The sequence below is a fragment of the Bradyrhizobium sp. NC92 genome, assembly GCF_025200865.1.
Classification (GTDB): Bacteria; Pseudomonadota; Alphaproteobacteria; order Rhizobiales; family Xanthobacteraceae; genus Bradyrhizobium.
In genome coordinates, this window is record NZ_CP104171.1 from 1,118,336 (window position 1) to 1,130,526 (window position 12,191).

Annotated in this window: 13 protein-coding genes; 8 read left to right on the plus strand and 5 right to left on the minus strand. The window is 65.5% G+C overall.

Features of this window, described 5'->3' with window-relative positions:
- Positions 1–104 precede the first annotated feature (104 nt).
- The 3 genes from N2602_RS05270 to N2602_RS05280 form a co-directional block, all read right to left on the minus strand.
- A complete protein-coding gene (locus tag N2602_RS05270; RefSeq protein WP_260381977.1) occupies positions 105–692 on the minus strand; it encodes a GNAT family N-acetyltransferase in 588 nt (195 codons plus the stop codon).
- 132 nt (positions 693–824) lie between these two features.
- Positions 825–1,967, minus strand: a complete 1,143-nt coding sequence (locus N2602_RS05275) for a type III PLP-dependent enzyme (protein ID WP_260381978.1) — start codon at positions 1,965–1,967, stop codon at positions 825–827.
- A 688-nt stretch (positions 1,968–2,655) separates the two neighbouring features.
- On the minus strand, positions 2,656–2,910 hold the full coding sequence (locus tag N2602_RS05280) for a hypothetical protein (RefSeq protein WP_172785010.1): 255 nt from the start codon (positions 2,908–2,910) through the stop codon (positions 2,656–2,658).
- A gap of 137 nt (positions 2,911–3,047) precedes the next feature.
- Between N2602_RS05280 and N2602_RS05285 the strand changes: the two genes are divergently transcribed.
- The 4 genes from N2602_RS05285 (at position 3,048) to N2602_RS05300 (ending at position 7,494) form a co-directional block, all read left to right on the plus strand.
- Complete coding sequence (locus tag N2602_RS05285; RefSeq protein ID WP_260381979.1) at positions 3,048–5,129, plus strand: M3 family metallopeptidase; 2,082 nt, start codon at positions 3,048–3,050, stop codon at positions 5,127–5,129.
- On the plus strand, positions 5,129–5,767 hold the full coding sequence (locus tag N2602_RS05290) for a DUF1007 family protein (protein WP_260381980.1): 639 nt from the start codon (positions 5,129–5,131) through the stop codon (positions 5,765–5,767). The genes N2602_RS05285 and N2602_RS05290 overlap by 1 nt, the downstream gene beginning before the upstream one ends.
- Positions 5,764–6,885, plus strand: coding sequence for a nickel/cobalt transporter (locus N2602_RS05295; RefSeq protein WP_260381981.1), 1,122 nt, complete (start codon positions 5,764–5,766; stop codon positions 6,883–6,885). Before N2602_RS05290 ends, N2602_RS05295 begins: the two co-directional genes overlap by 4 nt.
- Positions 6,886–7,056: 171 nt before the next feature.
- A complete protein-coding gene (locus N2602_RS05300; RefSeq protein ID WP_172785006.1) occupies positions 7,057–7,494 on the plus strand; it encodes a thioesterase family protein in 438 nt (145 codons plus the stop codon).
- 7 nt (positions 7,495–7,501) lie between these two features.
- Here the strand turns inward: N2602_RS05300 and N2602_RS05305 are convergent, their stop codons facing one another.
- Positions 7,502–7,900, minus strand: coding sequence for an MAPEG family protein (locus N2602_RS05305; protein ID WP_172785005.1), 399 nt, complete (start codon positions 7,898–7,900; stop codon positions 7,502–7,504).
- An 80-nt stretch (positions 7,901–7,980) separates the two neighbouring features.
- On the opposite strand from N2602_RS05305, the gene hemH reads away from it, so the two are divergent.
- The 4 genes from hemH to N2602_RS05325 all read left to right on the plus strand — a co-directional run bounded on the left by hemH (position 7,981) and on the right by N2602_RS05325 (position 11,726).
- The gene (hemH, locus tag N2602_RS05310) at positions 7,981–9,018 is read left to right on the plus strand and encodes a ferrochelatase (protein ID WP_260381982.1); all 1,038 of its coding nucleotides are present in this window, start codon (positions 7,981–7,983) and stop codon (positions 9,016–9,018) included.
- A 10-nt stretch (positions 9,019–9,028) separates the two neighbouring features.
- Positions 9,029–10,006, plus strand: coding sequence for an ABC transporter substrate-binding protein (locus N2602_RS05315; protein WP_311738920.1), 978 nt, complete (start codon positions 9,029–9,031; stop codon positions 10,004–10,006).
- Between the two features lie 252 nt (positions 10,007–10,258).
- Positions 10,259–11,257, plus strand: coding sequence for an SPFH domain-containing protein (locus tag N2602_RS05320; RefSeq protein WP_260381984.1), 999 nt, complete (start codon positions 10,259–10,261; stop codon positions 11,255–11,257).
- A gap of 25 nt (positions 11,258–11,282) precedes the next feature.
- Positions 11,283–11,726, plus strand: a complete 444-nt coding sequence (locus N2602_RS05325) for an NfeD family protein (protein ID WP_260381985.1) — start codon at positions 11,283–11,285, stop codon at positions 11,724–11,726.
- 117 nt (positions 11,727–11,843) lie between these two features.
- Here the strand turns inward: N2602_RS05325 and N2602_RS05330 are convergent, their stop codons facing one another.
- Positions 11,844–12,182, minus strand: a complete 339-nt coding sequence (locus N2602_RS05330; RefSeq protein ID WP_260381986.1) for a helix-turn-helix domain-containing protein — start codon at positions 12,180–12,182, stop codon at positions 11,844–11,846.
- Positions 12,183–12,191 lie beyond the last annotated feature (9 nt).

The window sequence follows — 12,191 nt, forward strand, 5'->3', positions numbered from 1 at the left end:
GGGCGTTTCGGGGGCCTGCGCAACCCCAAAGGAAGAGCCTCGCGCAGGCGCGGCAGGGCGTTGCCGCTCGATGCGGCCTAGGTCGTCGCTACAGGAGCGATCCCTCAGGCCGCGTGCGCCTCAGGCGCGCGAACCGACCTCCGTTTGGGCAGGGCCGCGCCGGTCGGGACGATCATCCCGGCGGCGCCATCGAGCGCACCATCGGTGAACTCGATCGCCAGCAGGCGGTCGCGCTCGAACGGGCCGGGCAGCGAGAGTTCGGCCGTCTTGTCGGCCGAGAAGCCGAAGCGGGCGTAATAGGGGGCATCGCCGAGCAGGATCACGGCGTCATGCCCGCGCGCCCGGGCGGCGGCCAGCGCTTGATGCATCAGCGCGGCGCCGATCCCGAGCTCGCGGCAGGCAGGGTCGACCGCCAGCGGTCCGAGGACCAGAGCGGGCCTGCCTCCGGCGCTGACATGCCACAGCCGCACGGTTCCCACGAGCTTGCCCTCGCGCATCGCCGACAGGGCAAGGCCTGCAGCGGGCGCGCGTCCGTCGCGCAGGCGCTGGCAGGTGCGGCCGTGGCGGTTCTCGCCAAAGCAGGCATCGAGCAGCGTTTCGCGCGTCGCGACGTCGCTAGCACGTTCCGCGCGGATCACGAACGGAGCGGCTTTCGAGGTGAGGGCAACTTGCGGCTTCCGAGGAGCAGTCATGGCACGTCAGTCCCCGCTTGAACCGGCGTGCGCGCAGCACGCCTGTCCAAGACGTCGTCAGAAATCGAGATGGTGGATGAGGAGCCGGCGGACCGGCTCCCGGGTTCGTCAGGCCTCAGACAGAGAGGCGGATCAGATGTGATACGTCTTCAGCGGCGGGATGCCGTTGAACGCCACCGACGAGTAGGTCGACGTATAGGCCCCGGTGCCTTCGATCAGCACCTTGTCGCCGATCTCGAGCGTGACGGGAAGCGGATACGGGTTCTTCTCGTACAGCACGTCGGCGCTGTCGCAGGTCGGACCCGCGAGCACGCACGGCGTCATGTCCGCACCGTCATGACGGGTGCGGATGGCGTAACGGATCGACTCGTCCATGGTCTCGGCGAGACCGCCGAACTTGCCGATGTCCAGGTACACCCAGCGCACCTCGTCCTCGTCGCTCTTCTTCGAGATGAGCACGACCTCGGATTCGATGATGCCGGCGTTGCCCACCATGCCGCGGCCCGGCTCGATGATGGTCTCCGGGATCTGGTTGCCGAAGTGCTTGCGCAACGCGCGGAAGATCGAGCGGCCGTAGGTGACGACCGGCGGCACGTCCTTCAGGTACTTGGTCGGGAAGCCGCCGCCCATGTTGACCATGGACAGGTTGATACCGCGCTCGGCGCAGTCGCGGAACACTTGCGAGGCCATCGCCAGCGCACGGTCCCACGCCTTCACCTTGCGCTGCTGCGAGCCGACATGGAAGGAGATGCCGCACGGCTCCAGGCCCAGGCGCTTGGCGAGGTCGAGCACCTCGACCGCCATTTCCGGGTCGCAGCCGAACTTGCGCGACAGCGGCCACTCGGCGCCGGCGCAGTCATAGAGGATGCGGCAGAACACCTTCGCACCGGGGGCGGCACGGGCGACCTTCTCGACCTCGGCGGCGCAATCGACCGCGAACAGCCGAATGCCGAGCGCGAAGGCGCGCGCGATGTCGCGCTCCTTCTTGATCGTGTTGCCGAAGGAGATGCGGTCGGGCGTCGCACCCGCGGCCAGCGCCATCTCGATCTCGGCGACCGTGGCGGTGTCGAAGCAGGAGCCCATGGACGCGAGCAGGGCTAACACTTCCGGCGCCGGGTTCGCCTTGACGGCATAGAACACGCGGCTGTCGGGCAGCGCCTTGGCGAAGCTCTGGTAATTGTCGCGCACGACCTCGAGGTCGACGACCAGGCACGGCTCGGTGTCGAGGCCTTCGTTGCGGCGGTTGCGCAGGAATTCCTGGATACGTTCGGTCATGGCACTCTCCAACGGCCCCAGCGACGGGAGCCGTATCAACATGACGTCTGATGAGAGTGCTTCGGCCGCATCGCGCGATGGAGGCGCGTCGAGGCCAAAAAACTCAAACCAGACTGTGCTGCCGTGGATTGGTTGGGAGAGTTTCCCGCCCGCTCACCTGGCAATGAAGGACAAGCCTTTTCAGTAGCCCGCGCCGGCGTTGGAATGCCGGTAGAGACCAAAAAAGCCCGATCCGTCGTTGCTTTAAGTCGCGTCCCCCGTTGAGAGCGGGGTGCGCCGGTTCGCCTCCGGCTGCCAGTCACGGTTGCAAAGAGCGAAGTCACCTTCGACATGGCATCTCTTTGAGAGAGATGCTGGGCGCTCCGGGTTTGCTTCGTCTTCCGACTTTCTGGTCTTGCGACCTCGGTCTTCCGACTTCCGCACTTCCGAAGAGCCCCTCGGCTTCTTCACCCCTTGGCGGCTGTCCGGCCTCTTGTCCGGATACCTACCGACTGACACACGACCACAGGCACGTGCGAAATTGGGCAAGTCCGCACATAAGCGTTTTGACTCTGCTTCGCAAGAATTTTTTTAGGCTGCGGACAGAATTGCCTAACATCTGCTTGCGCGCTGTTGCGCGAGCGACGCGGGAGATGAACGCGCGTTAAGTTTTCGCTGCGCTGCGCGTGTTGCCCACGCGCGAGACGCGTCAGCCGCGCTTGGTGAAGGGCTCGATGCGCTGAGCGCCGCGGATGAAGGCGGTCATCACGAGCACGCCGAGTGCGAACAGCACGGCCTGCAGGATATGGGCGCCCTGGTCGCCGAGCCCGAACAGGATCGCGAGCGCCCAGCCGCCCGCAAAGGCCGCGCCGAACACCTCCGCGCCGATCAGGATGGCGGCGCTGATGACGGTGATGACGCTGGGCCAGACGATCCGGCGGGACGATGAGGAAGGCGCGTTCATGGTTTCAGAGGGTCCTGGCTTTCGAGGGCCGCAATCTCCCCGAAAAGGCGGCCGGGAGCAAGGGCAAACGGCCCAAAAAAGCCCCACGCGTGCTATAGCTGGCCGCAGCAATAGAGCCACGAAATCCGGGACTTGTGATGTCAGAACCCCGCCAAATTACGGACCCCGAGACCAATCCGCTGCTGAAGGCCTGGGTGACGCCGTTCGCGACCCCGCCTTTCGACGAGATCAAGCCGGAGCATTTCCTGCCGGCCTTCGAGCAGGCCTTCGCCGACCATTCCGCCGAGATTGCGGCGATCACCAACGATCCCGCGGCGCCCGACTTCGCCAACACCATCACGGCGCTGGAGCGCTCGGGCAAGCTGCTGAGCAAGGTCGCGGCGGTCTTCTACGACCTCGTCTCGGCGCATTCCAACCCGGCCATCCTGGAGATCGACAAGGAGGTCTCCTTGCGGATGGCGCGGCACTGGAATCCGATCATGATGAACGCCGTGCTGTTCGGCCGCATCGCCCATCTGCACGAGAACCGCGCGGGTCTCGGTCTCACGCCCGAGCAGCTCCGCCTCTTGGAGCGCACCTACACCCGCTTCCACCGCGCCGGCGCCGGCCTCTCCGAGGAGGCCAAGACCCGGATGGCCGAGATCAACGAGCGGCTGGCCCAACTCGGCACCGGCTTCAGCCATCATCTGCTCGGCGACGAGCAGGACTGGTTCATGGAGCTCGGGGAGGCCGATCGCCAGGGCCTGCCGGAGAGCTTTGTCGCCGCCGCCAAGGCTGCGGCGGAAGAGCGCGGCATGGCGGGCAAGGCCATCGTCACGCTCTCGCGCTCCTCGGTCGAGACGTTCCTGAAGAGCTCCGCCCGGCGTGACCTCCGCGAGAAGGTCTACAAGGCCTTCATCGCGCGCGGCGACAACGGCAACGCCAATGACAACAACGCGACCATTGTCGAGATCCTGAAGCTGCGCGAGGAGAGCGCCAGGCTCCTGGGCTATCCGACCTACGCCGCCTACCGGCTGGAGGATTCCATGGCCAAGACGCCGGACGCGGTGCGCAACCTGTTGGAGCGGGTCTGGAAGCCGGCCCGGGCCCGCGCGCTTGCCGACCGCGACGAGATGCAGGCGCTGATCACGGAAGAGGGCGGCAATTTCAGGCTCGCCCCCTGGGACTGGCGCTTCTACGCCGAGAAGCTCCGTCTGCAGCGCGCCAATTTCGACGATTCCGCGATCAAGCCGTATCTCGGCCTCGACAACATGATCGCCGCCGCCTTCGACTGTGCCACGCGCCTGTTCGGCGTCACCTTCGAGGAGCGCAAGGACATTCCGGTCTGGCACCCGGACGTCCGGGTCTGGGAGATGAAGGGGCCGGACGGCAAGCACAAGGCGCTGTTCTATGGCGACTACTTCGCCCGGCCATCGAAGCGCTCCGGCGCCTGGATGACCTCGCTGCGCGACCAGCAGAAGCTCGACGGCGACGTCGCGCCGCTGGTTCTCAACATCTGCAATTTCGCCAAGGGCGCGGGCGGCGAGCCGTCGCTGCTGTCGCCCGACGATGCCCGCACCCTGTTCCACGAGTTCGGCCACGGCCTGCACGGCATGCTCTCCAACGTGACCTATCCCTCGCTGTCGGGCACCTCGGTGTTCACCGATTTCGTCGAGCTGCCCTCGCAGCTCTACGAGCACTGGCAGGAGCGGCCCGAGGTGCTGCAGAAGTTCGCCCGCCACTACCAGACCGGCGAGCCGCTGCCGGACGACCTGCTGCAACGCTTCCTCGCCGCGCGGAAATTCAACCAGGGCTTTGCCACGGTCGAGTTCGTCTCGTCGGCGCTGGTGGACCTGGAATTCCACACCCAGCCGGCAGCCGCCGCGGAGGATGTCCGCGCCTTCGAAAGACGCGAGCTGGAGAAGATCGGCATGCCCGAGGAGATCGCGCTGCGTCACCGTCCGACGCAGTTCGGCCACATCTTCACCGGCGACCACTACGCTGCCGGCTATTACAGCTACATGTGGTCGGAGGTGATGGACGCCGACGCCTTCGGCGCGTTCGAGGAGGCCGGGGACATCTTCGATCCTGCCGTGGCCAAGCGTCTGCACGACGACATCTATTCGTCGGGCGGGTCGGTCGATCCGGAAGCCGCCTATGAGGCGTTCCGCGGCCGTCCGCCGGAGCCGGATGCGCTGCTCCGCCGCCGCGGTCTGCTCGACGACGCCAAGGCGGCCTGATGAGCATGCGGGCCCTGTTCGGAATGCTGTTCGCCGCCGCGATGACGCTCGCGGCGGGGGCAGCAAGTGCGCATCCACATGTCTGGATCACCGCGACCAGCGAATTGCTCTATGCCGCTGACGGCAGCATCACCGGCGTGCGCCACGCCTGGACCTTCGACGACATGTTCTCGGCCTATGCCGTGCAGGGGCTCGAGAGCAAGACCAAGGGCGCCTACACGCGCGAGGAGCTCAAGCCGCTGGCGCAGACCAATGTCGAGTCGCTGAAGGAATACGCCTACTTCACCTTTGCGCGAGCCGACGGCAAGAAGGAGCGATTCCAGGAGCCGGTCGACTATTTCCTCGACTACAAGGACACGGTCCTGACCCTGCACTTCACCTTGCCGCTGAAGAACCCGGTCAAGCCCAGGCAGCTGGTGCTCGAAGTGTTCGACCGCTCCTTCTTTATCGACTTCCAGATGGCCAAGGACAGTCCGGTCAAGCTGGTCGGTGCGCCCGCGGGCTGCCAGATGAAGCTGGAGCGGCCGAACGACGGCACCGCGAGCGCCCAGAAGCTGAACGAGCAGACCTTCCTGGACGGCGAGAACTCGAATTTCGGCATGATGTTCGCCAACAAGATCACGGTGGATTGCCCTTGAAGCCAAAGCTCTCCCCGCTCGCGCGCGGGCTTCTCGCCTGCAGCGCAGTTCTTCTCGTCGTCGGTGTGGCCGATGCCGCGCTTCATGATGTCCTCGCGCAAAATCCGTTCGGCGCGCCGAAGCCGGCGCAAGCACCCGAGCCCGAGGCCAGCGGGGTCATCGGCTGGCTCTTGGCAAAACAGTCGGAATTCTATCGCCAGATGTCGGTGACCATCCGTGCCGCAAAATCCGACGGCTCGGCGGTGTGGACGCTGCTCTTCATCTCGTTCGCCTACGGCATCTTCCATGCCGCCGGTCCCGGCCATGGCAAGGCGGTGATCGCCTCCTATCTGGTCGCCAACCGCGAGACGGCGCGGCGCGGCATCGCGCTGTCGTTTGCCTCGGCCCTGATGCAGTCGCTGGTCGCGATCCTCATCGTCGGCATTTCGGCCTGGGTGCTGAATGCGACGGCCAAGACCATGTGCAAGGCCGAAGGCGTGATCGAGATCGCGAGCTACGCCCTGATCGCGCTGTTCGGCCTGCGCCTGGTCTGGGTCAAGGGCCGCACCTTCATCCGCGCACTTCAGGCCGCCCAACCGGTGCCGGTGATGGCGGGCGTGCCGCACGACCATGATCACGGCCATCACCATCATCACGATGCGCATGACCATCATGAGCACGATCATCATCACGACGGTCATGCCCATGCCCATGCCCATGTCCATCACGGGCACGATCACGTCCATGACGAGCACTGCGGGCATTCCCACGGCCCCACCCCGAGCGAACTCGCCGGCCCCGGCGGCTGGCGGCGCGGCCTCGCGGCGATCCTGACCGTCGGCATCCGCCCCTGCTCGGGCGCGATCCTGGTCCTGGTGTTCGCGCTCGCCCAGGGCCTGTTCTGGGCCGGCATCGCCGCCACCTTCCTGATGGGATTGGGCACCGCGATCACGGTGGCGACCATCGCGGTTATCGCCGTCTCCGCCAAGGACATCGCCGCCCGTCTCAGCGCCGGCCGCGACGGCGGTGGCGCGCTGTTCATGCGCGGCATCGAGTTCGGCGCCGCAGGCCTGGTCCTGCTGTTCGGCGTCGGCCTCCTGTTCGGCTACATCGCCGCCGAACGGACCACGTGTTTTTGAGGGTGCATCTGCACTTCTCGGCGCTAATTGGGCAAAGACGGTCGAGCGCCAGCTCCGTCATTGCGAGCGCAGCGAAGCAATCCAGAATGTCTCCGCGGCGGCGGTCTGGATTGCTTCGTTGCAAGGGCTCCTCGCCATGACGAGCCTGAAATATCTTGGTCGGGAGACGCCATGTCGCGCGAACAATTCTGGTTCTTCCATCCGTTCCGGGTGCGCTATTCCGAGATCGACGGCCAGGGCGTCGTCTTCAACGCGCATTATTTGACCTATTTCGATACCACCATCACCGAATATTTCCGTGCGCTGGGCTTTGACCAATATGCGGATGCGCAGACGAGCGGCATCGATTTCCACGTCGTCAAATCGCTGATCGAGTACAAGGCGCCGGTGCGGTTCGACTGGGAGCTCGACGTCGGCTCGCGCGTGGCGCGGATCGGCAATTCGAGCCTCGTCTTCGAGCTCGCCATCTTCCGGAAGGGTGGCGCCGACGCGCTGGTGACCGGCGAGATCGTGTGGGTCTACACGGACCAGAAGACCCATCGTCCGGTCACGATCCCCGCATCGATGCGGGCGCTGATCGCGACGCGCGAGCGGCACCTCTCGACGTGAAGCCGCCTCACACTGGCAGAAACCGCTTCAACGCCGGCATGAAGAAGATCCCGAGATTGATCGCAAAGCCGATGCTCCAGAGGATCGAGCGCAGCGTCGGGCGATTGCCGAGATAGGTCAGCACATAGGCGATCCGGACGATCAGGAACAGCGCCGCGAGCTCGTCGATCAGCCGCTGCGGCGATTCCCTGTATTCGGCGAGCAGCACCGCGAACGCGAAGAACGGAAACGTCTCGATGCCGTTCTGGTGTGCGCCGAGCGCGCGTTGCGACAGGGCGTCCTCGTAGAAGGCGGGATCGCGCGGCCGGGAATTGTCGAAGCGGCGAAACCTGATCCATTTGACCGAGGCGATCGTAGACAGATAGAGCAGCAGCGCCCCGAAGACACACCATTCCGCGAGCGTCATCGTCCCTCCCCCTTGGGTGCGACCCTAGCGAACCCCGGCTCATCTTGACAAGTTCGGACCAACGCGCGACCCAACCAGCCATGAACAGCGTCGTCCCCCTCGAGACTGCGAAACCGGCCACCCGATCCGCCCTGCCGAGGGTCGGCGTGCTCCTGATCAATCTCGGAACGCCTGATACGGCCGATGCCCCCGGCGTGCGGGTCTACCTCAAGGAGTTCCTCAGCGACGCCCGCGTCATCGAGGACCAGGGCCTGATCTGGAAGCTGGTGCTGAACGGGATCATCCTGCGCAGCCGTCCCCGTACCAAGGCGCTCGACTACCAGAAGATCTGGAACAATGATCGGAACGAGTCGCCGCTGAAAACCATCACGCGGTCGCAACGCGACAAGCTCGCAGCCGCCTTGTCCGACCGCGACAACGTCGTTGTCGATTGGGCGATGCGCTACGGAAATCCGTCGATCAAGTCGGGCATCGACGCGCTGATCGCGAAAGGCTGCGAGCGCATCCTGGCCGTCCCGCTCTATCCGCAATATTCGGCCTCGACCTCGGCGACGGTCTGCGACGAAGTGTTCCGGGTGCTCGCGCAGCTGCGCAACCAGCCGACGCTGCGGATCACGCCGCCCTATTACGTGGACGAAGCCTATATCGAGGCGCTCGCCGTCTCGATCGAGGGGCATCTGGCGACGCTGTCGTTCAAGCCGGAGCTGATCGTTGCGTCGTTCCACGGCATGCCGAAAGCCTATGTCGACAAGGGCGATCCCTATCAGCAGCACTGCATCGCGACGACCGAGGCGCTGCGCCGCCGGCTCGGCATGGACGCAACAATACTGCTGCTGACCTTCCAGTCGCGCTTCGGCAACGACGAGTGGCTGCAGCCCTATACCGACAAGACCATGGAGCGGCTCGCCAAGGAAGGCGTGCGCCGCATCGCGGTGGTGACGCCGGGCTTTTCCGCCGACTGCCTGGAGACGCTGGAGGAGATCGCGCAGGAGAACGCCGAGATCTTCAAGCACAATGGCGGCGAGCAGTTTTCCGCGATCCCCTGCCTCAACGACAGCGGACCGGGCATGGACGTGATCCGCACCCTGGTGCTGCGCGAGCTTCAGGGCTGGATCTGATGGGTGTCCCATGAACCGCCGCCGGTGCCTGGCGCTTCTTGGAATGCTCACAGCGCTGCCGGGCCCGACCCTGGCGCAGCAGCCGAACGCGATACGGCGGCTCGGCGTGCTCTCGGTCACGGCCGCCGATGATGCGATCGGCCGGACGCGCAGCATGATCCTGGTCGAAGCGCTCGCCGGCCAGGGCTGGAAGGAGCGCGACAATCTCAAGGTTGATTGGCGCAGCGGCGGCGGCAATCGTGACCGCATCGCGCAGCTCGCCGACGAGCTGATCGCGCTCAAGCCCGACATCCTGCTTGCGGTCGGCACACCCTCGGTCGAAGAGCTGCGCCGGCGCACCACGACGATCCCGATCGTGTTCGCCGTCGTCACCGATCCCGTCAGCCAGGGCTTTGTCGAAAACCTCGCGCATCCCGGCGGCAACCTCACCGGCTTTACCGACTACGACGGTCCGCTCGCCGGCAAATGGCTGGAGATGCTGACGCAGGTCACGCCAAAGGTGTCCCGCGTTGCGATCGTCTACAATCCCGCCACCGCGCCGTTCGCGCCCCTGATGCTGCGCACCATCGAGGACGCCGGCCGCGCGCTTCATATGACGATCGAGCCCGCGCCGGTACATGACACGGCCTCGATCGCGGCGCTGGCCTCGCGCAAGGCCGATGGGCTGCTGGTCCTGCCGGATTTCTTCACCATGGCCAACCGCGCGGAGCTTCTGGCCGCCGTTGCACAGGCGCGCGTGCCCGCGGTGTTCTGGAGCCGCACCTTCGTCGACGAAGGTGGGCTGATGTCCTACAGCACCGACAGCGCCGAGCAGCTCCGCCGCGCTGCGGGCTACATCGATCGGATCCTGAAGGGCGCACGGCCGGCCGACCTGCCGGTGCAAAATCCCACCAAGTTCGAGCTTGCGGTCAACCTGAAGACGGCCAAGGCGCTTGGCGTCGCGCTTGCCCCGGGGCTGCTCGCAATCGCGAACGACGTCATCGAATAGAGCGCGCCACCGGACGGTAGCGTTCAAATGAGAGGACGCGAAATCCTTAACGTTCGCCGCTAGGTCTGCGCCTGCTCGCTTTCAAGAGCCTGTCGCAAATACATATCGTGACCGTTCTCTTGCTGTGCGTCTTGTGCAGAATCGCGCCGGTACCGACGTTACTTGCGACCGCTGAACCGGTAAGGTCGTGATCCCGACCAATGACAGCGCGGGAAAGGGCTTTCCCGGCGTCTTGCCCGCCTTGGAGGAGAAATGAGCGGCTTCGACATTTTCGCGATCGTTCTGGTGTTGCTCGTCATCGTCACGCTGGTCGCCGGCGTGAAGACGGTGCCGCAGGGCTATGACTGGACCATCGAGCGGTTCGGCAAATACACCCAGACGCTGAGCCCCGGGCTCAATCTGATCGTGCCCTATTTCGATCGCGTCGGGCGCAAGATCAACATGATGGAGCAGGTGATCGACATTCCCGAGCAGGAGGTGATCACCAAGGACAACGCCACCGTGACGGTGGACGGCGTCGCCTTCTTCCAGGTGTTCGATGCCGCCAAGGCGAGCTACGAGGTCGCCAACCTGAACCAGGCGATCACGGTGCTCACAATGACCAACATTCGCTCGGTGATGGGCTCGATGGACCTCGACCAGGTGCTGTCGCACCGCGACGAGATCAACGAGCGCCTGCTCCGCGTGGTCGATGCCGCGGTCTCGCCCTGGGGCGTCAAGGTCAACCGCATCGAGATCAAGGACATCGTGCCGCCCGCCGACCTCGTCGAAGCCATGGGTCGGCAGATGAAGGCCGAGCGCGTCAAGCGCGCCGACATTCTCGCGGCCGAAGGCCAGCGCCAGTCCGAGATCCTGCGCGCCGAGGGCGCCAAGCAGGGCCAGATCCTCCAGGCCGAAGGCCGCCGCGAGGCCGCCTTCCGCGACGCCGAGGCGCGCGAGCGTCTCGCCGAGGCCGAAGCCAAGGCGACTCAAGTGGTGTCGGAAGCCATCTCCAAGGGCGACGTCGCCGCGTTGAACTATTTCATCGCCGACAAATATATCAAGGCGTTCGGCCAGTTCGCCGATGCGCCGAACCAGAAGATCATCATGCTGCCGGTGGAAGCCGTGAGCATGCTTGGCTCGCTCGCCGGTATCGGCGAGATCGCCAAGGCGACGTTCGGCGAGAGTGCCGCATCCGCAGCCGCTGCCGCGCGCCGCGGCGGATCGGTCCCGTCGTCGGGTCCGATCCCGCCCGCAGTGCCGCCGCAGTAACGGGGTATTTTACAGAGGTCGTGTCATGACCGACATGTTCGTATCGCTCGGCAACTGGAATTGGCTGATTTTCGGCTTCATCCTGATGGCGCTGGAGGTGCTGGCGCCGGGCATCTTCCTGTTCTGGCTCGGGCTGGCTGCGCTGCTGGTCGGCCTGATCTCGTTCGCGGCTGCGATCTCCTGGCAGATCCAGCTCGTGATGTTCGCGATCTTTGCCGCCGCTGCCGTGCCGGTCTGGCGCCACCTCGCCAAGCCGAAGCCGGATGCGAGCGCCAGCCCGTTCCTCAACAAGCGCACCGAAGCCTTGCTCGGCCGTGAGTTCACGCTGGAGAAGCCGATCATCGACGGCACCGGCACCGTGCGCATCGGCGACACGGTGTGGCGTGTTGCGGGCCCCGATACGCCCGCCGGCACGCGGGTGAAAGTGGTGCAGGTCGACGGCGCGAATCTGACCGTGGCGGCGGCTTAACCGCCGTCATTGCGAGGAGCCCTTGCGACGAAGCAATCCAGAATCTTTCCGCGGCGGCAGTCTGGATTGCTTCGCTTCGCTCGCAATGACGAGTTTGTTGAGACGGCGTCGCCGGACTTAGGCGCCGTTCTTGTTGCGCCATTTCTCCGCAAACCTGTGCAGCGGCATGAACGTCTCGCACAACTCCCGGCCCAGCGGCGTCAGTCCGTAACCTCCACCGGTACCCAGCTCTACGAAGCCCGCCTCGCGCAGCTCGGTCAGTCGTGCCTGCAGCACCGTTGGCGAGGCCTCGTCGCAGGCGCTGCGCAGGGCGCGCGAGGTGAGGGGCTCTTCGCGCAACTCCCACAGGATCCGCAAGGCCCAGCGGCGGCCGAGCAAGTCGAGCAAAGCCATGATCGGCCGCCCGGTGCGCGAGCCGCGGACGCTGCGTTCTGCTGTTGTCGGCCGTTTCGCCATTGCCGCCCT